Origin of the sequence: Vibrio sp. La 4.2.2 (assembly GCF_027586995.1) — a bacterium.
In the GTDB taxonomy this organism is placed as follows: domain Bacteria; phylum Pseudomonadota; class Gammaproteobacteria; order Enterobacterales; family Vibrionaceae; genus Vibrio; species Vibrio mediterranei.
This window is the reverse complement of the sequence record NZ_JAPPTJ010000001.1, coordinates 338,352-357,882: the sequence shown is the minus strand read 5'-3', so window position 1 is coordinate 357,882 and position 19,531 is coordinate 338,352. Positions and strand designations below refer to the sequence as shown.

The 19,531-nt window shown below is 43.8% G+C and carries 23 protein-coding genes; 5 read left to right on the top strand and 18 right to left on the bottom strand.

Features of this window, described 5'->3' with window-relative positions; all coding sequences use genetic code 11:
• Nucleotides 1-7: 7 nt before the first annotated feature.
• From OH456_RS01610 to OH456_RS01580, 7 genes are all read right to left on the bottom strand, one after another.
• A complete protein-coding gene (locus OH456_RS01610; RefSeq protein ID WP_270032662.1) occupies nucleotides 8-1,012 on the bottom strand; it encodes a CobW family GTP-binding protein in 1,005 nt (334 codons plus the stop codon).
• Complete coding sequence (locus OH456_RS01605; protein WP_006069242.1) at nucleotides 1,002-1,562, bottom strand: carbonate dehydratase; 561 nt, start codon at nucleotides 1,560-1,562, stop codon at nucleotides 1,002-1,004. The genes OH456_RS01610 and OH456_RS01605 overlap by 11 nt, the downstream gene beginning before the upstream one ends.
• Before the next feature lie 63 nt (nucleotides 1,563-1,625).
• Nucleotides 1,626-2,960, bottom strand: a complete 1,335-nt coding sequence (locus OH456_RS01600) for a dihydroorotase (RefSeq protein ID WP_270032661.1) — start codon at nucleotides 2,958-2,960, stop codon at nucleotides 1,626-1,628.
• A gap of 48 nt (nucleotides 2,961-3,008) precedes the next feature.
• Nucleotides 3,009-3,467, bottom strand: coding sequence for a Fur family transcriptional regulator (locus OH456_RS01595; protein WP_031493159.1), 459 nt, complete (start codon nucleotides 3,465-3,467; stop codon nucleotides 3,009-3,011).
• Nucleotides 3,468-3,472: 5 nt separating this feature from the next.
• On the bottom strand, nucleotides 3,473-4,141 hold the full coding sequence (locus OH456_RS01590) for a DUF1826 domain-containing protein (RefSeq protein ID WP_270032660.1): 669 nt from the start codon (nucleotides 4,139-4,141) through the stop codon (nucleotides 3,473-3,475).
• 6 nt (nucleotides 4,142-4,147) lie between these two features.
• Entirely contained in the window at nucleotides 4,148-4,957 is an 810-nt protein-coding gene (locus OH456_RS01585) for a metal ABC transporter permease (RefSeq protein ID WP_270032659.1), read from the bottom strand.
• On the bottom strand, nucleotides 4,947-5,678 hold the full coding sequence (locus tag OH456_RS01580; RefSeq protein ID WP_270032658.1) for an ATP-binding cassette domain-containing protein: 732 nt from the start codon (nucleotides 5,676-5,678) through the stop codon (nucleotides 4,947-4,949). Before OH456_RS01580 ends, OH456_RS01585 begins: the two co-directional genes overlap by 11 nt.
• Nucleotides 5,679-5,826: 148 nt before the next feature.
• On the opposite strand from OH456_RS01580, the gene OH456_RS01575 reads away from it, so the two are divergent.
• A complete protein-coding gene (locus OH456_RS01575; protein WP_252039552.1) occupies nucleotides 5,827-6,816 on the top strand; it encodes a zinc ABC transporter substrate-binding protein in 990 nt (329 codons plus the stop codon).
• Between the two features lie 65 nt (nucleotides 6,817-6,881).
• Here OH456_RS01575 and OH456_RS01570 read toward each other — a convergent pair whose 3' ends face one another.
• The gene (locus tag OH456_RS01570) at nucleotides 6,882-7,394 is read right to left on the bottom strand and encodes a GNAT family N-acetyltransferase (protein WP_252039553.1); all 513 of its coding nucleotides are present in this window, start codon (nucleotides 7,392-7,394) and stop codon (nucleotides 6,882-6,884) included.
• A gap of 262 nt (nucleotides 7,395-7,656) precedes the next feature.
• The gene (locus tag OH456_RS01565) at nucleotides 7,657-8,691 is read right to left on the bottom strand and encodes a DUF1214 domain-containing protein (RefSeq protein ID WP_270032657.1); all 1,035 of its coding nucleotides are present in this window, start codon (nucleotides 8,689-8,691) and stop codon (nucleotides 7,657-7,659) included.
• A gap of 165 nt (nucleotides 8,692-8,856) precedes the next feature.
• Between OH456_RS01565 and OH456_RS01560 the strand changes: the two genes are divergently transcribed.
• Nucleotides 8,857-9,786: a LysR family transcriptional regulator gene (locus tag OH456_RS01560; RefSeq protein ID WP_270032656.1), complete on the top strand. Its 930-nt coding sequence runs from the start codon at nucleotides 8,857-8,859 to the stop codon at nucleotides 9,784-9,786.
• Nucleotides 9,787-9,934: 148 nt separating this feature from the next.
• Here the strand turns inward: OH456_RS01560 and OH456_RS01555 are convergent, their stop codons facing one another.
• The 5 genes from OH456_RS01555 to OH456_RS01535 form a co-directional block, all read right to left on the bottom strand.
• Nucleotides 9,935-10,384, bottom strand: a complete 450-nt coding sequence (locus OH456_RS01555) for a PTS sugar transporter subunit IIA (RefSeq protein WP_006069232.1) — start codon at nucleotides 10,382-10,384, stop codon at nucleotides 9,935-9,937.
• Nucleotides 10,381-11,637, bottom strand: a complete 1,257-nt coding sequence (locus OH456_RS01550; protein ID WP_006069231.1) for a PTS ascorbate transporter subunit IIC — start codon at nucleotides 11,635-11,637, stop codon at nucleotides 10,381-10,383. Before OH456_RS01550 ends, OH456_RS01555 begins: the two co-directional genes overlap by 4 nt.
• Before the next feature lie 12 nt (nucleotides 11,638-11,649).
• A complete protein-coding gene (locus tag OH456_RS01545; protein ID WP_006069230.1) occupies nucleotides 11,650-11,919 on the bottom strand; it encodes a PTS sugar transporter subunit IIB in 270 nt (89 codons plus the stop codon).
• A gap of 296 nt (nucleotides 11,920-12,215) precedes the next feature.
• Complete coding sequence (locus OH456_RS01540) at nucleotides 12,216-12,701, bottom strand: hypothetical protein (protein WP_038221557.1); 486 nt, start codon at nucleotides 12,699-12,701, stop codon at nucleotides 12,216-12,218.
• Between the two features lie 157 nt (nucleotides 12,702-12,858).
• Nucleotides 12,859-13,071, bottom strand: coding sequence for a hypothetical protein (locus OH456_RS01535; protein ID WP_006069228.1), 213 nt, complete (start codon nucleotides 13,069-13,071; stop codon nucleotides 12,859-12,861).
• Between the two features lie 241 nt (nucleotides 13,072-13,312).
• On the opposite strand from OH456_RS01535, the gene OH456_RS01530 reads away from it, so the two are divergent.
• The 3 genes from OH456_RS01530 (at nucleotide 13,313) to OH456_RS01520 (ending at nucleotide 15,402) form a co-directional block, all read left to right on the top strand.
• Nucleotides 13,313-14,143, top strand: a complete 831-nt coding sequence (locus tag OH456_RS01530) for a hypothetical protein (protein WP_270032655.1) — start codon at nucleotides 13,313-13,315, stop codon at nucleotides 14,141-14,143.
• 171 nt (nucleotides 14,144-14,314) lie between these two features.
• The gene (locus OH456_RS01525; protein WP_270032654.1) at nucleotides 14,315-14,944 is read left to right on the top strand and encodes a 3TM-type holin; all 630 of its coding nucleotides are present in this window, start codon (nucleotides 14,315-14,317) and stop codon (nucleotides 14,942-14,944) included.
• Complete coding sequence (locus OH456_RS01520; RefSeq protein WP_240206357.1) at nucleotides 14,938-15,402, top strand: N-acetylmuramoyl-L-alanine amidase; 465 nt, start codon at nucleotides 14,938-14,940, stop codon at nucleotides 15,400-15,402. The genes OH456_RS01525 and OH456_RS01520 overlap by 7 nt, the downstream gene beginning before the upstream one ends.
• 22 nt (nucleotides 15,403-15,424) lie before the next feature.
• On the opposite strand, the gene OH456_RS01515 is transcribed toward OH456_RS01520, so the two are convergent.
• The 4 genes from OH456_RS01515 to OH456_RS01500 form a co-directional block, all read right to left on the bottom strand.
• Nucleotides 15,425-16,411 carry a helix-turn-helix domain-containing protein gene (locus OH456_RS01515; protein WP_270032653.1) on the bottom strand — a complete coding sequence of 329 codons (987 nt, stop codon included), beginning with the start codon at nucleotides 16,409-16,411 and terminating at the stop codon, nucleotides 15,425-15,427.
• Nucleotides 16,412-16,520: 109 nt separating this feature from the next.
• A complete protein-coding gene (locus OH456_RS01510) occupies nucleotides 16,521-17,543 on the bottom strand; it encodes a DUF1254 domain-containing protein (RefSeq protein ID WP_270032652.1) in 1,023 nt (340 codons plus the stop codon).
• A 152-nt stretch (nucleotides 17,544-17,695) separates the two neighbouring features.
• On the bottom strand, nucleotides 17,696-18,649 hold the full coding sequence (locus OH456_RS01505) for a LysR family transcriptional regulator (RefSeq protein WP_270032651.1): 954 nt from the start codon (nucleotides 18,647-18,649) through the stop codon (nucleotides 17,696-17,698).
• Nucleotides 18,650-18,720: 71 nt separating this feature from the next.
• On the bottom strand, nucleotides 18,721-19,461 hold the full coding sequence (locus tag OH456_RS01500) for a DeoR/GlpR family DNA-binding transcription regulator (protein WP_270032650.1): 741 nt from the start codon (nucleotides 19,459-19,461) through the stop codon (nucleotides 18,721-18,723).
• Nucleotides 19,462-19,531: the final 70 nt, after the last annotated feature.

Genomic DNA, 19,531 nt, shown 5'->3' with positions numbered 1-19,531 from the left:
AAGATGATTACTCCTGCAAACAGCTTAAGAGCTGTTCTTCAAACGTATCATCAATAGTATCTGAAATTAGTTCGATTCGGCTTTCAAAATAATCGTCGAGGACGACTTCTGTTAAACCATCTGACGTTAAGTTGTAACCGAATATTCCATCTTCGGTAATAAATACTGCTTTCATGCGCTCAACGTCTAATTCAACCAATAATAAAATGAGTTTCTGTCGGTTAAATACTTTATCGGGACTAAAACGCCACCCCACGCTGTGAAAGCCTTCCCCCTCATTTTCTGCTTTAAGAAAACCACTCTCTGGGAGGTCTTGCTCAGACACTAGCGGCTTGCTTTGGGAATGATGGTGGTGGTGATGAGGTGGGTGTTGATGAATGCTTGTCTCCCCTTCAAACTCCGATAGGGGGATGGCACCGTGTTCGGCAAAGACCACCTTTGTATTTGGTCGGCCTACTTTCGCTACGTAGGTTGTCAATTTTTCAGAATCGCCTTGCTGGTAGAGATCGAACTTGTTACCCACGATAGTGTCAGCTATCGATATTTGCTGGTTGAAAGTGTCATGTTGAGTATAGCGAGAGTCGGACAAACGACGAGCATCGACAAGCGTGACTGTTTTTTGTAATGAAAGCACTTGGCGATAGTGTTCGGTAGAAAGGACTTCTAACACCTCTTTAGGGTGACCAAGTCCAGTAGGTTCTATCAAAAGACGATCGGGTCTTGCTTCCGACAATAACTGGTTTAATGCAATTTGCATGGGTAACCCGGCTGCGCAGCACATACATCCGCCTGGGACTTCACGAATGAAGACTTGCTGCTTATCTTTGTGTTGTCCTTGTACCAGACTACCGTCGATACCAATTTCTCCGAACTCGTTAACTAATATGGCCCAACGCTCATTTTTGGGCTTATCCTTCATCAGACTAAGAATTGCCGATGTTTTTCCAACACCGAGAAAACCAGTAATGATGTTAGTTGGAACGCCAGTTATAGGCTGATTGTCAGAGTTCATTAGCGATTCTCCTATAGCCTTGAACAAGCGTATGGTTAGCTGAAACCACCGACTCGGAAAAGGCTGAATATTCAGGTGGTACTTTAGAAATGCTGTTTAAATCAAAATCTGCACCAATATTGGTCATAGGTGGGACATGAAAGTGCTGAGGGAGGTCAAGCCCATCAATCACACAGTTATGACGTACCACGCATCCTTCCCCTATGACAGCATTAAACACAACGGAATTAAAGCCGATAAATACATCATTGCCGACCTCACACGGTCCGTGAACAATAGAGCGGTGCGCAATTGAGGTTCGCTCACCGATGATTACCGAAGCTCCAGCTTTGGAATGAATAACGACACCGTCTTGAATATTGGTGTCTCTTTTGATGACTATCGCTTCCATATCGCCCTGTTCGTTGGTTTCATCAGCACGGATAACGGCATAAGGACCAATAAAAACATTGTCTTCGATAATAACTTTGCCACAGATAATTGCAGTGGGGTCGATGAAAGCCGTTTCAGAGACTTGCGGCATATGACCATTGGGATTTCTTCTTAGCATAGTGTTCTTTGTTCAATAGTGAGTGAAAATTGCGCTGTATCGCATGATTAAAAGTCGTCTGAGCTATTTATTGAACACCAATCTCATTGCTCCCACGGGCTGCTCAACCACTTTTTGATTGGCGTAGACGAGATTGCCATTTACCCAAGTCTTGTCGATTTGCGCAGAGAAAGAGTGTCCATTAAATGGCGACCAGCCACAGTGGTACAGGCTATTGTCGTTAGTAACGAGGGTCGTCGTATCTGGGTCGATGAGAACCAAATCGGCATAGTAACCTTCGCGAACGAATCCGCGCTGCTGAACACCATAACGGACCGCTGGGTTATGGGCCGTTTTCTCAACCAGTTGCGTCATAGTCATATGACCCTGATGCACTTGATCGAGTAAGCTGAGTAGGGCGTGCTGAACCAAAGGCAGTCCAGCTGGGGCTTGCTCGTACGGCACATGTTTTTCTGCCCAAGTGTGCGGTGCATGATCGGTAGCGATAATATCGATTTTTCCTGTATTCAGAGCTTGAAGCAGGGCATCACGGTCATTTGGGTATTTGATAGCAGGATTACATTTAACTTGATTACCAAGGCGCTCATAGTCTTTGTTGCTAAACCAAAGGTGATGAACACACGCTTCGGCGGTGATATGTTTTTTATTAATTGAACCAGACTCAAACAAAGACAGTTCTTTTGCGGTAGTGATATGCAGGACGTGCAACTGACTTTGATACTTCTTCGCCAGTTCGACGGCGTAGGATGAGGAAGCAAAACACGCGTCTTCATCGCGGAGTATTGGGTGATCGTCGATGGTCAATGGCGACTTGTCTTGTGCTAACTTCTGTAGGTTTTGCTTTATTACAGCACCGCTCTCACAGTGAGTGACGATGAGCACTGGTGAGTCGCGAAATATAGCCTCTAATGCAGCTGGATCTTCAACTAATAGATTGCCAGTTGAAGCACCCATAAAGACCTTCACGCCACAATGTTTCTGAGGATCAAGCCGTTTTATCTGCGCAAGATTGTCTTCGGTGGCACCCAAGTAAAATGAGTAGTTGGCGAAAGAGGTTTGCTCTGCAATGCTAAATTTGTGCTCTAATGCTTCAATGGTTGTTGTGGCTGGATTGACATTTGGCATCTCCATATAGCTGGTGATGCCACCCGCTACGGCCGCTCGGGATTCACTTGCAATAGTCCCTTTATGGGTAAGACCTGGTTCGCGAAAGTGGACTTGATCATCAATCATCCCTGGAATGATGTAGCCACCTTGGGCATCGACAATGGTGTCACCTGGTTTACTGCTAATGTTGGATGCAATCATCTCGATTCGCTGACCAACAATTCTAATATCCGTCTCAATGATGCTTCCTTCATTGACTAAGCGAGCGTTCTTGATAAGCGTGGCAGACATGAGAATTAGGGACTCCCTTGGGTGAAATAGGCTATTAAATGGTGGTGATTAGTCGTTTCTCGCACATTCGTCGCACACGCCGCTGATCTCAAATTGTGGACTTAGCACGGTAAAGCCTTCCTTTTTGGCGTGTGACTGGAGGCCGGATACCACATTAGGATCAATGATTTGTTCACTGATCTTGTTGCATTGAGAACAGATAAGGAACTGAGGAACGCCGTGCTCATGTTCGCAAAGAATGTGAGAGCAAAAGATGTATTTGTTAGAAACATTGAGCTTATGAGCAAAGTGCTCGCTCTCAAGAAACTCCAAAATACGATAGACCGACATGGCTTGAATATTCTGGTCAAAATGTGTCTTACAATAATCAACTAAGTCATAGGCGGATAACGCTTTATCAGCATGAACTAGTGCTTTTAGGACCAATTTACGTTTAGATGTCAGTTGTTTACCGCGAATCTTACAGCGCTTTTCGGCATGCTCAATAATGTCGTTAATGTCACCCATAATCGCTATACCATATCTAATGTGAGTAACAGCCTTCGTTCATTTGGCAGAACCTCAGGTGAGCGATGAACCAGCCCCAACGCTTCGTTACCTTCCCATCCACTGCCTTTTAACAACGCAACGTCACCAGAAGACAGTTGATTGATACTAGCTTCATTAGGATAAATACCAGACAGATGATCGGGCTTACCATGACTTCCTGCACCGAGTTTACGGCGGTCAACGTCGTTATTACTTAGCCATTGGGTCGCACTGCCAAGATAAGTCGTCACGAGTCGACAGGGGACATGATCGACATGAAATTTAGGACACATGGGTTTATCTAAACGAGTCAGACGCAAGCCCGCCTCCTTTAAATCGAATAGACAACAGAACATATCAACGATAAGCGCAATGTCTTCGCCTAAAGCCTCTGCGCAATCATGACCAGCCAGCTTCTCCTTTACCCAATGTGCTGTATTGCTGGGTGTGACAGTTTGCACTAGCGCTAAAGATGTCTGCTCTTGAAGCAGCAACTTTATACTTTGTGTCATTTCTGTCGAGAGTGAGCGATGCCAAACCGCGATGTTGTGTTCTGGCTGATAAATTCCCGTCAGAGCGCTGGGTTGCAGGCTCAGTGGCAGTGGAGGGGATATTCCCAGATCTGTGGTTGTATTGGTTAAGTAGTTATGCATAAGTGCTTAGCCTCCATTCTCTTGACGTTTGACGGTAACTTTCCAAACCAAGCTTGAAACAAGAAATAGCCCAGCGGCGACACAAACGATCGTTGGGCCGGTAGGCGTATCCATTAGATAAGAAGTGCGCAGACCTACAACGCTGGAACTGCTGCCAATAACCGCCGCCAATACGACCATGATTTCGGGGGTGCGGCTAAATGGGCGGGCGGTGGCAGCAGGAATGATCAGCATGGCGACAATCAGCAACACCCCCACCACTTTAATGGCGACTGCAACGACGACAGCGAGTGCGATTGTGAGTATCAGTTGCTCCCTTTTGGGAGAATAGCCACTTGCTAACGCGAGATCTTTGTTTAAGGTGGAGAGCAGTAATCCAGACCAACGAAAGCCAATCAGTCCAACAACCAGTAACGTACCCAGCCAAATCACCAATAAATCAGTTTTGCTTACTGCCAGAATATCGCCGAATAAATAGGCCATCAGATCAAGGCGAATCCCGGATAAAAATGAGACAGCAACCAGACCGATTGCCAATGCCGAATGAGCCATGACGCCGAGTAAGGTATCCATGGCGTAACCTCTGCCGCTGAAGGTGGAGACGGTTATGGCCATCAGAAGCGCAATAAACAGCACGCCTGGAAAAATAGGCAGCGAAAATGCCAGTGACAACGCAACGCCCAGCATAGAGGCATGAGCGGTAGCATCACCAAAATAGGCCATGCGACGCCAGACAATAAAACAGCCCAATGGCGCGGCGGCTAATGTAACGCCAATTCCTGCTAAGGCCGCTCGCCAGAGAAAATCATCCAACATTAAGTCTTCCTTCTTGGAGAGCGATTGGGGAAGAGTGGTGTCGATAGACACCTAGCACGTCTTCATCATCCAAACCGAATAGTGCTTTGTACTCTGGTGATGCACTGACCTTCTCTGGAACACCTTCACAGCACACATGCCCGTTTAAACAGATCACTCGATCTGTTCTTCGCATAACAACGTGAAGATCGTGACTAACCATGATGACAGCACATCCTGTTTGTTTGCGGATCGCGTCGATTTGTTGGTAGAAATCGACAGTACCTCGCTGGTCAAGTCCTTGAGTGGCCTCGTCGAGTAACAGTAGGGACGGTTGCTCCAGAAGTGCTCGAGCCAGTAGGACGCGTTGTAGTTGCCCGCCTGATAGCGACCGAAGTTGCTGTGTTTCTAAGTTAGCAACACCAGCTTGCTCCAAGGCTTGTTTTATCCTTGATTTGGAATGACGCAGAGGAAGCGTTAGAAAGCGATATACCGTCATAGGTAGGGTTTCATCAATATGTAAACGCTGGGGCACGTAGCCGATCTTCAAACTCTCACTGCGCTTGATGTGACCGCTAATTGGGGAGATTGCGCCTATTAAGGTCTTCAATAGTGTGGATTTACCTGACCCATTGGGGCCGACAATCGTGACTATTTCCCCCTGACTCACCGAGATATTTATGTTGTCCAATATTAAATGGCTGCCAAATTTAACTGACAACCCGTGGGATGAAATCAACATTCACCTTCTCTCAACTTACTAAGTAACGACGATTTGCAAACCTGTGCATAAAGAAAAGATGCTTGCAAGACGTCTGGAATAAAAGTTATGTTATAACATAACAATTGTAGTTGCCAATCTTATATCTTAAAAAAACAGGGAGAAGAAAATGTTTAAAAAAGCCTTATCAGGCATGGTGGTTGGTTTGGTCGTAGCTTCAAACGCTTACGCTAAGGTACCTAATGTGGCAGTGGATATTGCTCCATTGCATTCGTTAGTGTCTCAGGTGATGGATGGCGTTGGTGAGCCTGACTTATTGATTCGTCCCGAGTCATCACCACATGAATACCATTTGCGTCCATCAGAGGCTAAAGCTCTCTCAGAAGCGAACGTTGTATTTTGGGTTGGCGAGGGGTTGACCCCTTGGCTCGAAAAACCACTATCCAGCTTAGCGGGATCAGCAAAGAAAGTTGAGATGATGGAAGTGAGTGGTACAACCTTGTATGACTTCCGTGAGGGGGCCACATTTGAGGCGCATGAACACCATGGAGATGAGGCTCATCATGATGAACATGAACACGAACATCACGACGCTGACCACCATGATAAACACCAAGAAGAGCACCATGCTCACCACCACGAAGGCCATGACCCACATGTATGGTTAGATCCTCAAAATGCCGAGGTTTGGGTTAAAGCCATCGCTAAAACACTCTCTGAAGCTGATAGTGAGCATGCATCGATTTATCAGCAGAACGCAAAAGCGACGATTTCTCGCTTACAACAACTGACTTCTGAGATAAAACAGCAAACCCAGAATCTGGGTGGTATTAAATTCATTGTTTTCCACGATGCCTATCAATATTTCGAACAACGTTTTGGAGTGTTAGCGTCAGGAGCAATATCAGTATCGGACGCATCGAAGCCAAGCCCTGCGCGTATTACTCAAATTCGCAACACGGTAAAAGAGCTCGGAGTGACTTGTGTGTTTACGGAACCTCAGTTTAATCCGCAACTGGTAAATTCAGTGTTTGAAAACTCTACTGTTACTACCATCGGTGTGATGGATCCTATCGGTGCTGATATCGCAGTAGGTAAAGACCAATATAGTCAGCTGTTGCTGGCGATGCTAGGTAGCCTTCAACAGTGCCAACAGTAAACTCACAATAGTGAATAACCTCTCTGCATTGTGATATGCAGAGAGGTTTATCTGTTTGTTATGCCTTATGCCGTTTCAAAGAACGCCTTGTGATAGGTTACTTCACCTTTAGGGATAGTATTCTCAAATCCTTTCACCAAGAAATATTCTGCTGGGACATCTGCAAACGTTAGGTTTGGATGAGATTCGAAACCAAAGCGTCCGTAATAACTTGGGTCTCCAAGTAACATAATGCCTTGATAACCGAGTTGTTTGATTTGAGCTTCCCCTTCTCGAATCAGCGCTCCGCCTATGCCTTTGCCTTGATGCTCTGGAATGACAGATACAGGACCCAATCCAACCCAAGTTGAAGCTTCACCATCTATTAGGATTGGTGAAAACGCAATATGACCGATAACCTCGTTATTGGCTTCGCACACAAGAGAAACAGTAAGTGCGTTGTCACGACGAAGTCCGTCGACAATGAGATGTTCTGTTGGTTTCGCACCTGGTTCGTGATGTGGGTGGTTCTCAAATGCTTGATATGTTATTGAGTGGATCTGTTTAGTATCTTCGTGAGTTTCTGTTCTGATTTTCATTCAATTACCTGCTATTTGGCCACGCTTGTTTAAACATCAAGCCGCTGTTCTTACGCTTATGTGATGTCGTCACTATAAAGTGTGAAGTTATAGACAGGTCAACGACAATTTCTAAAATTCTTATTCGATTGGGAAAGGGGGGAATAACGACGAGTTCTACGAAAGCTCTATTTGTAGATAGATACCTTTTAGAGAGATACCTCGCTAAGGCAAAGCGCATCTGACTTAGCGAGGTTGCATGACGAATGTTATCTAGCTTGACTTAAATTGCTTTCAGGTCGGGCAGAGTATACGCCCCAATATGCTCCATACTTGGTAAGTAGATTCGCATGTTGATGGAAATATTGTCCGTCGGAATATGAAGTAGGTTATCTACATCGCCACATGATCTGGTCTCGGTGTTGCCGTAATACACCGTAAACGATCCATCTTGATTAAACGCCATGTCCTCATTTGAAAGAATGGAATAGTCATCTGTTGCGATATATTGTTTATCGTCGTAGATGGTGATTGAGAAAAATCCGAGCTCCTCATCTTCCATTTTTGGTTTTGGGTAATTTGCAACGTAGCAGGCGTCTTTATCCAAGTTGTATTCGGCCACCTTATAACTTGCGTGCGCATCAGGCAGTAGACCTGTTGAGATGGCAACACCACGATTTCGTGCATCCTGATCTATCGTGATACCTGCCTGGAGATCTGCCATAGCATTGGCTATACCCTGTGACTGAGCGATGGATACCCATTTATGATGTATAGGTTTAAATGTGTCCATATCCCAAGTGGTCACTTTATACGGTGTTGGTTCAAAAGCTCTGTCTACATACTCAAAGTGCAGTTGATCTTGGAAATCATTTACTTTTTCGATATCTGATGCTTGGGAGGCATTCACTTGGGTACGTGCATAAAACGCAATGTAGTCACTGGTGTCTGTGGCTTTAATAATGTGCTCACCTGACCCGTAGAAGACATAGGCGGTGTCATGATTGTGATTCATGACGTGCAGAGAGACATAACGTCCATCAAATTCTGGAATCGTAACCTTTATGTCAGAGCGGGCATCTGCAATAACGAATGAATATAGCGTGTCTCGATTCATCATCGGTGCAGGTTGCTCATCTAGTGCAATGGGTGCTCTATGATGATGCCAATCTTGAAGAGCACCGTTACCCGCTTCAACATTCATTGCCATATCAAACATGGCAGTTGAGTAATTCTCTTCCGTGACGGTTACTAATTCCGAAGCGAAAACGGTTGATGAGGTCAGTGATAATAAGGTTGCTAAAAGAGTCTTTTTCATGCTTGGCCTGTGTTGGTCTGCGCGTTGATCCAAATGGGTTGGAGTGTGGTTTTAAAAGTATCCTTCGATCTTGTTAGTTCATCCTGATGACAAATAATTTACCAAGGCGACATGATTAGATATATTTAATATTAATTAGCATCATCTTTAGATTTGTTTAACACAATGAGTAATATTCTGACGAACTTAGATTTAAACCTCCTAAAGGCGTTTGTGATTACCTATAAAGAGCGCAACTTAAAACGTGCCGCAGAGCGGCTGTTTATCACGGCTCCAGCGGTAAGTGTCAAACTCAATAAGTTGAAACAAGAGCTTGGAGGTGAGTTGTTTATTAAAGTGCCTACCGGCTTTGAACCTACGGCTTTGGCGGATCATCTCTACGAAAGAGTCGAGCCGTTGTTGAATCAACTCTATTCCGATATTGGTAGTTTAAGAGGGTTTGAACCAGCTGACCTGAGTGGAAGAGTGAATATAGATCTGGGGCAACACTTTATCAGTTGGTTTGCACCCAAGCTTTTTTCTTTGGTTAAATCCAGCGCCCATCAAGCGAGCATGACTTTCAATGGTTTTTCAGAGAATACCATAAGTAACCTTAGGCACGGAGATGTAGATATAGGCATTGAGTATGCGAGGGTCGATACTCCAAAAGACATTATGGAATTCCCACTCAAGACCAAACCTTTGGTAATGGCTGTGAGAAAAGATCACCCTATCACGAGCAAGACGGCGAGAGTTGAGGAGTTAGCGAGTTACGGCTGTGCAATGATAGAACTGAATCTAGATGAAGGTGGCAAGCGCTGGCATTTTATCCACGAAGCGGAGCGCCAGTGTGGAGTGAAATTGGAGCCTGAGTTTACCTCGAGTTCACTTGAAGCTGTCGTAGAAACGCTTTGTCACTCCAATATGTTCTGTCCGGCATCCAAACACATTGTTGAGCAGTATTCAGACAAGCTAAAAAGTATAGAATTTGTTGAAATGCTAGATTTGGTTAATTATCCCGTTAGCCTCTATCTTCATAGAAGGAATAGACATTCTCCGAAACATCAATGGCTAATAGACCAAATACAATTGGGATTCTCTACATTTAATGTGTGAAAAACGCACATTATCTTCCCAGTAGGCGCTCATATTGCTGACAATCTTCAGTCTAGAACTGAATGTACAAAAAAAGACCTATATGAATAGGTCTTTTCAATCTAACTACTTTAAATTTAAAAGCATGCTTAACGCAACTTTTAAACCCTTAGTACTTTTTAAGAATTTCCACGATAGCGGCTTCATTATCCGCGGCGATGATGGCGTCCACGTCTTCATCGTTTTGGAACAGTTCTGCCAACGCCATGATAGTTTGGATATGGCTATCAGAGTCCATCGCTGCCAATGTGACCGAGAAGTAGACGTCGCCGTTATCTTCTGATTCTAAGTCAACACCATTCTTAAATACCGTGATTTGAAGCGCTTGCTCATTCACGCCGTCTTCTGGACGAGCATGTGGCATGGCGATTTTTGGAGCTAGTACATAGTAAGCACCAATTTCTTTGTGCTTAACCTTAATTGCTTCCAAATAACTTGGCTCGACCTTACCTTGTTCAATCAGCTTTGAACATGTGATATCTAACGCCGCGTCTACGCTTAAGCTCGTTTCGTGAGAGATAACGATGCCGTTATCTCCAATTAGATTCATGATGCTCATGATACAATCCAACCTAGAATCAGACCAACAACACCGAAGTCGAAGTCAGCGAACGTCGTTGCTTCAAGACCTAAGCCACCTAGTACTGGCAGTAGTAACATTGGTAGGAACGAGATACATAGACCTTGAGTGAATGCACCTAGCACTGCACCGCGAAGACCACCTGTTGCGTTACCATAAACACCTGCCGCACCACCTACGAAGAAGTGAGGAACAACACCTGCTACGATAATGGTCCAGTCAAACATGCCTTGGATACCCATTGCAACAAGACCTGCTGAGAATGAAGATAGGAAACCAATCAGTACAGCGTTAGGAGCAACTGGGAATACCATAGGACAGTCTAGTGCTGGTTTTGCACCTGGTACAAGTTTGTCCGAGATACCCTTAAATGCCGGTACAATTTCAGCAATCAGCATCTTCACGCCTTGTAGTACGATGTACACGCCACCAGCGAAAGTCAGAGATTGCATGAAGGTGAATACTACCCAGTTTTGACCACCTGAAACACCTTCTACAAACTCACCGCCTGCAAAGATAGATGCAATCATAAAGAACACAGCCATAGTTGTAGCAACAGCGACAGGCGTATCACGCAAGAACATAAGGCTCTTTGGAACATTAATGTGCTCAGTTGATTTTTCTGGGTTACCAAATTTGCTACCGATGAAGCCAGCAACGATGTAAGACAGTGTTGAGAAGTGACCCATTGCTAATTGATCGGTACCCATAACTTTCTCAGTATATTTCTGAGCTAGAGCCGGCATAATGACCATTAGAGAACCAACAATTATTGCACCCATCGCAACTAGAGTCGCACCTGTAATACCTGCTGTTGACAGAATAACTGCAACTAGCATAGACATAAACATAGTGTGGTGACCAGTTAGGAAAATATATTTTAGCGGTGTGAAACGAGCCAAAAGAATATTAACGATAAATGCGAAGAACATAATTAGTGCCATTTCATAACCGAATGCTTCTTGTGCTAGAGCAACAATTGCTTCGTTATTTGGAATAACACCACTTACACCAAATGCTTCTGTAAATACAGTGGAGAAGTTATTTAGTGCGCCAACTAAAGCGCCAGCACCAAAACCTAAAATTAGGAAACCCATTACGGTTTTAATAGTGCCTTTTAGAATGGTTGAAACATCAGCTTTCTGTGCAATAAGGCCAATGAAAGCTATTAAACCAACCATGATTGCGGGCTCTTTTAATAAGCCCAGCATAAACTCGAAGAAGTTAGCCATTATACTTTTTCCTTAGATGAATTTTTTTAATTGCTCTTCAATTGAAGCTTTGTCAAAAATATTCGCTAGGCTAACAATATTCTCTTTACCAGCATCTGCTAATTGCGTTGCAACATCAGTAGCTGCTACCCAAATATCAGCATTGCTTGATGCTGCTGATGATAGATCTTCATGATCAACTTCTGCATCTAGACCAATTTTCCCTGCTACTTCTTTAACTGCCATTTCCATCATTAATGAAGTACCAAGACCGTTTCCGCATACAACCATTATCTTTTTCATATCGTCATTCTCTGTAGAGTTATTGAGAAGGAGGCCGTTCACCTCTCTATTGGATTGAGTGCATCATAACGAAAAACAGGAGGGTTGCCATGGATCCAAATCACAAAATCAAGTTGACCTTATGATCTGGATCACAGTATTGGTGGAGTAATATCGATTAAAACTTGAGCGCTAATACTTAAGGGTTATTTGTGGATTTAATAGGATGGTAGCGATGAAACATCACAAGAGAAATAATGTGATCTGTGTATATGAATAGATTTTCACTTGTTTATAATTGGTAGGGGACGATGTTATTACTTACCATAATCAGTGAGCATTTTCTTAAGGAGCTTATTAACGTCCTTGGTCTTTTTATTTCTTTTTGTAAGAGCACTTAATGAGGTTGGTAGCTGCGGTTTATCGGAATCTTCGACTGTATCTTCGGCTTTATCTCTCAATTTCTGTACCGCAGGTAAAAGCATGCGAACTTCATCACCGAGTTCATTTTCCAATACGACAATGTTATCTGACTCAACTTGAATAATAGTTAACAAACCATGGTTTGGTGATTGAATAGTTTCACCAACCATTGATGATTGAACTGGAACAGAACGGTCGGTAAGTTGACCACTTCGAAGTTTAGCGGCTGTAATTGAACGTATATTACCGGTATTTTCAAACGCGACAATGACGGTATGTGTATTGTAGTATTCCACAACAGTAACATAACCATGCTTTTTAGTTTCAAATCTCGCACCTATTTGCATATCTAATGGTGCGTCCATTTTTTTTATTAACATTTAGTTTCCAGTGTACAAACTTTTTAATTTCACTTAGCTAAGTATACACCCTAGATTTTTCAATATAAATATTTGTATTAGGCAAGTCACCATATTAGTTAAGGTGTTGGGCAACATAAGGACTTAAAGGCAACCATGAAATGCCGCCGTAGATCCTCTAGCGATCTTCTGTTGACTGTTTTTCCTTCAAGGCGTTAGCTGCGTAGCGAACTGCGAACACACACAAAAGCATCATAATAAAAGGAATGGACGCCAAGGAGATTTCTAGCCAAGGGAAGTCGGTGAAGTATTTTGAAAGTAACAAGTGGGAAATGATGTTCAGTAAAGCAATCACTATTGCCACCACGAGTAGTTTCATCTCTTTGTTCATCCGATTTTCCTGCTGAGAATGATAGTTTAGGAGAGGCGCTATGGTTTCAAGCATGAGGGCGTTATTGTGCCACAAGGAGGACAGCGTTTGTCGTGTTCATGATCTCGTATTCTCAAATTGTAGTAACCACATTTAATCATCAAGTGAGAGTGGTTAACGTTCCCCAACGTAGGCATTTAGTTCGTTCGATTAGCTATGTTAGACTCGCCACGAAAGGGCGGAGTTTAGAAAGGAAGATAGGTTGAAATCTGGTTTAATATCATTTCTTGCATTTGTGTCAGTGTTAAGTCAAGCAAGTACCTTGTGTCACCAAGAAGAAAATTGGTTAGCGGGATGCGAGCTTCGCAACGATAAGGTTGTTAGTTTCTGTACTGATAAAACAGGGTTAACGACATACCGTTACGGTAAACCTAACAATATTGAGTTGACTATAAAGGAACGCCAGCCAGGGACAATGAAGACACTGAGTGAAGGGTATTCACGAGGAGCTGCTTCGGAGTATCAAGCTCAAAATGGCCGTTATACCTACACTTATACTGATGGGCTTTATGGAAGCAACGACGCAACCTATCTCTTAATGGAGCTCAATCATAGAGGATTTGAAATCGCTGGATTAACTGAAAACACGCTGTCTCATCATACCGTAGACAAATCGCTTACCGTTTCTCACGATTCTAAGGGCGAACTGGCCAACATCAAATGCGATGACGACAGTCATTTTTATGGAGAGCCCGTTGGACGAAGTGAATACATTCATATCCTCCGAAATGTAACGGATAAATATCGCTTACCATTGGCGGACTTGCCTTCTCAATGTCAGTCTGATGCCGCACCTTGTGTAAAACTGTATGAGGACTTCAATCGAGATTTCATTTTTGTGCAGTTCCAATCTATCGATCAAAGTAGTTTTGTGAATGACAAAGCGTATTTAATCAAAATGGCAACGGGAGATATTAGTCAGGTCACAATGCAAACTCTGTCATCGTCAGATGAGACTCAGATGAAACCGCTGCTTTATCTTACTGTCGATGCAAAACAGTTGGTGGTTAGCCTAGAAAGCGAAGTACGTTAGTAACTCTTCAGCGCTACTCAACTAATTGTCCCTAGTCCTAGGTAACATTTCATCCTCACACGTGAATACGGTCGAAAAATCTCATACTTCACGCGACGTCAGTGTTCTAGTTGTCATTATAATTTCGCTACCCAACGTTTTGATGTGTAAAGGAATAAGGAGAACTTGAACATGTGGAGTCAGATCTGGGGATTTGTGACTGGTCATGCAGCTTCGATAGTTGAGCAGGTAGAATCTGCCGTAGATGATTACTTCTATACGGATGAAGAAAAGAGCAGAGACAGCGTCTCAGCACAGAAAAGTCGCACAAAGTTTAAAGCACAAATGGCGGCGATTACTTCACAGTTAGCACAAAATGAACAGCGCTTTAAAGTTCAACTAGAACAGCTAATCGCAGAGCGCGAAAAACAAATCCACGATACCTACCAACGAGAAATCAGTGCCTCGAAAGATGTCATTGTCGCCGAGCTTCACCAATCCGATCTTTACACTAAGCGAGCAAGGCCAACAGTGATTTATGCGGGGCTTTTGTTTGTGTTTCTAGAACTGCTTGGGTTGAGAGTAGCGTTACTTTCCCACCTTGAAGCGAGCTCGGCCGTTATTGAAAGCTCTACGGCAATATTATCGGCATTTCTGTATATGTGGGGAACAGTAGCAGGTGCCTACGCATTAGGGAGAAGTGCCGAAAAACGCGGCATCTCTAATTCGGTTACGCGATTGGTAACCGGTGCTTCAAAAGCACAAAGTGACAACTCCGCTAAAACCCTTGAACAGAGAGTGAAGGAACAAATTACGTGGTAACCATAGTGTTGCATTGTTCTGATTCTCATTTTGGTAATGCTGCGCTCATTGCGAAATGGCATCTGGCGAGAGGCTGGCAAGGGATTGGATATCATTACGTGATTTTGAATGGCTGGCTGAGCGCCAGATCTTATCATCCTTGCTATAACGGTCACATTGAAACTGGACGAGCGTTGAATAGCGATTCCTTGGTCTCTCCTTTTGAAGTAGGTGCTCATGTGAAAGGGCACAACGCTCAATCTGTTGGGATATGCTTGATTGGTCGCTCTGGTGTGTTTACCGATGAACAGTTGAACGCAGCATTGTCGATTGTCTATCAACTGGAGAGACAGTTTGGAGAGATAAGAATTGTTCAACATAGTGAGCTTGATGGAAACAAACCAGAGTGTGCGGGTTTAGATATGGTTCGTTTCCAAGCTAATCTGCGCTGTTACAGACTATTAATTGAGGTGTGTTGAGAGCGGATAAAGTGGTCACCACCTAAAGCGGACGAATAGCGATGCGCGATGGTGAGATGCCCGTCAGTCGCTTAAAAGCGCGCGAAAACTGAGATATGCTTGAGAAGCCCATATTAACTGCTACGCGCGATACTGTTTCACCGCGTTGCAGTTGTTCCATAGCTATGTCTAAAATTAGGTTGTCTCTTAGTTGTCGAAAAGTGATACCTTGCTCCTTAAGTCGACGTTGAAGTGTGCGTTTACTAACATTGATCACTTGAGCGGCTCGCTCTAGGTCAAACTTAATTTCTAATACATACGGACGAAGCGCGCTGTATATATGACTGATGGCGTTGTAATAAATCCCGTTGTTTTCCTCTTCTTCTTTACGAAACCCCACCTCACTTTTCGTCACTGTGATAGTTGACTGCGCCAATGAATGTTCAATGACCACGCCACAAACAGTGCGAGCTTGAACAAACTGAATTGTTGCTGGAAAACACTGGATAATGTCGTCATGACACAATGACTGTAAGTGCACTTGCGTTGGTATCCAATCTGTTTTGGTTAACGCTTGAATGGTTTCTATCATTGCCCAAAGACTAAACACTTCGGACCAGACAAAAGTGGTATCTTCAGTATTTACTGCTTTGTAGCGAGAAAATAGAAAATGATCGCCAAATAGTTTCAACTCAATGTCCGATTGAGGTAACTGAACTTGAAGTGCTTGAATGACCTGTTTCAGTGCGTCTTCGAGAGTGGTTTCTGAACTTACGTTACATAGCAATTGTGGGACAATATGTTCTCGTAATGCAATACGCACTACTTGTGTGCCAGATTCAGGACCCAGTTGATCATACGTAAGTTGAACCAGACGAAAGACGGCTTGCAAAGGAAGAAATGTGGGTTCCGCTTGTTCATATTCGGTCGGTAGACCAGCCGAAGATACGAACTCGTGAACATCAACACCGCTGCGGTGCAATTGAGATAAAATACTCGTGGCATAGTCGCTATAAACAACGGGAATCATAAACTCTCCTTCATGGTGGTTAGAATTCGATTAAGACGCAGCAAATAAAGTCGATGGATAGAATGAGATGCGCTAGGAGCGCATCATCAGTTGAGAAATCGAGTTAAGGTCATGACTTAACTACGGTTTTCTCTGGTGTGATTTTCCCATCCAGTACTTTTTGGTTCACGCCGTAATAGCGAACGGTAAAAGAGAAGTTTTGGCCGTTGGTGTCAATGTTGTTGATTGCCTCTTGCCCACAGTTGAAAGAGACAGTGACGGAGCCATTCGCATTTTTCTGCCAGTTATTTGATGACACATGATTGGCACCATCGATTAGGTAGCGGTTTTTGTCATATGGCGTAACGGATGTAAAGTACTTGGAGTCAGGACTCTCGAATGTTGTTGTCTGGCACTGATTCGCCTTTAACATGACCGAGTTAGTATATAGGTTAGCTACGTTGACCTCAGGCGAAGAGCCTCCCCAGCCGTTGGCATTTTCTAGGTTCCACTGATGAAGATCGGTAATGTCAGACGATGAGCGTGGAAAAGTGTAAGCGAAGACTTTGCCCTGAGTTTCAGCGGTTAACTTTGAAGTCCATGCCTCTACTTCGTCGAAGTCGTAGTTTTTGACTTGATAAGTACCAAATTTCAACTGGTCAGTCGTAATTCTGTCCTGAGCGGCTCTCGCTGCATCGAGGCCTTTCTCAGCACCAGTGCGGTAAATCAGAAAGGCATAGTCTGTTTCTACTTTGGTTGTGTAAGAACCTTCACCCACGACGTAATGTTCCCCATGGCCACCCTCATTGACTACTTGAACGGCCATATAGACATCGCTTTGCGGGATATCGAATGAGACAAAGCCATTTTGGGCTTCAACAATGGCTACAGAGTAAAGCGTGTCATCATTCATTTGCACTGTAGGGGCGGCTTTACCACGTGGTGGTAGGTTTCGCATATGAGTGATGTGTTGGTTAGCTCCGAGCGCTGCCCAATTGCGATAGTTGCGTGCTGTCTCTGCAAACGCGTAGTTTTGCTCGGTTACTTTGATGAATTCGTTGCTGTCATTATTAGTAATGGTGGTTCCACAGGCGCTGAGCACAAAGCTTAAGCTGATGACAGAAGTGGCGAGTAACGTTTTCTTGAGTATCATAACTATCTCCGAGGGTAGTAATTAACCAAAGTGACGATTAACTCAACCTTGTATTTAATCGCGTTCTTGAATGAGGTTAAGACTATGTAGAGATAGGTATTATTACCAATGATACCTTTTTATTTCAGATATGCATGAAGCGTATATCTTGATTAACTACCTGATACCGATATCTTTTCTGCCAGCGTTTCCAACATCAATGTTTTAAACCACTTGTGAGCGGGACTGCTCAAGGTGCGGCGATGTTCAATCAAATAGATACTGACTAAATACGGCTTGTCATTAAACGGCTTGATGCTCTTGAGGTTGGAGCTTTTCTCAAACGTTTGGGCCAATGCGTGGCTCGAAATCATTAACCTATCGGTGTCTTCAAGTGATTCCATCAATGTGGCGAGTTGTCCTGATTTTAAAGCGATGGTTCTTGATAGCCCTTGATTGGCAAGCTCTATATCAATCGGGTTGAGATAATGCTGAGTAGAGCGCACATCTAGAGATAGGTCGACAAATTGATACTCTAAGCAATCATTGATGCTTATAGTCTGTTTATCCAGCAATGGGTGGCTATTCGAACCATAGATAACAGGGTAAGTGCTTCCAATCTTTTCACAGTGGTACTCCTCACTTTGTATCACTTCTTCAACGTGAATTGAAAAATCCACTTGTCCGTCTTTTAAGAGCTGAGTAGGGTCGAGAGACGAGGGGTATTCTTCAAGGGATGCGTTAGGGGCGACTTCTTTAATTGCTTTGGCTAAAGGAGCAGTGAGAAAGCGGCTCATTAACGGTGGTACAGAAATTCTAAAGGCGCGTTCACATTGACTGGGCGAGAAGTTCAGTCCATTAAGTAAGGCATCAATGGATAGCAGGATTCGATCGAGTTCAGGCTCTAGTTCAAGGGTTTTAGTTGTGGGTTGCAGACCATTGGATTCGCGGTAAAACAAAGGATCGTCAAAAAGCGCTCTCAACCGGGAAAGGGTACGACTCATCGCTGGTTGGGAGAGGTAGAGCTTTTCAGCCGCTCGTGACACATTGCGCTCTTTTATCAGTACGCTAAGTGATACCAGCAAATTTAAGTCTATTCTTGATAGTTCCTGCTCAAGAGTCTTCATATCTTCCTTGCTCACCATTTATTACATAAAAGCATATCAGTACTAATACTATTGCCTTTGAATTAATATCGCTAGCCGATAATGACCTCGACGTGCTTGGACCGCAAATGTTTAACCATGTTTTCTGGTACTGCGTCATCAGTCAACAAAATGGAGATTTCGCTGGTGTCGCCAATCGACGACGGAAAAATCTGCCCGAACTTGCTGGAATCTGTTAAGACGATATTACGGCGTTTCTTCTGGATGATGGTATCGGCAATGTCTGCACGCATCATATCGCGACTAGTGAAGCCGGTATTAATATCAAAGCCATCGATACCTAAAAACGCAGTACTAAAATGAATGTTCTCAATGCAAAGCTTGGTTAGTGGTCCAACTAAGCTTTCACCTTGATGTTGGTAAACACCACCCAGCAAAATGATATTGGCTGAGGTATGACGAACGAGATGCGCGATGTAGGCCGAAGGAGTGATGATGGTGACATCACCTCTTTCTGCTAGTGTACGAGCAAGTAACGCATTGGCACTGCCGCCTTCGATAAGCACCGTTTCATTAGCGGCAACAAGATCAGCAGCCTTGTTGGCAAGTTGCTGTTTTATATCGAAATGCACTTCAAGGCGCGAGTCGATGTCATCACTTTGCAAGGAAACAGCGGCACCATGAACTCGTTTTAAGTAGCCGTTTTGCTCTAGATAGTTGAGGTCTTGACGTATGGTCACACCGGAAACACCAGTGAGCTCAGAGAGGTCGGTGACTTGCACTCGTGTTCTGTCGTTCACTAAGTTTAAGATTTCAGACTGTCTGGAATTCATTGAGGCCCCGGGCGTTACGTAAATCAATAAAGAAGAGGGCTAGTATAGCCCTCTTTCGTTTCAATTTCAT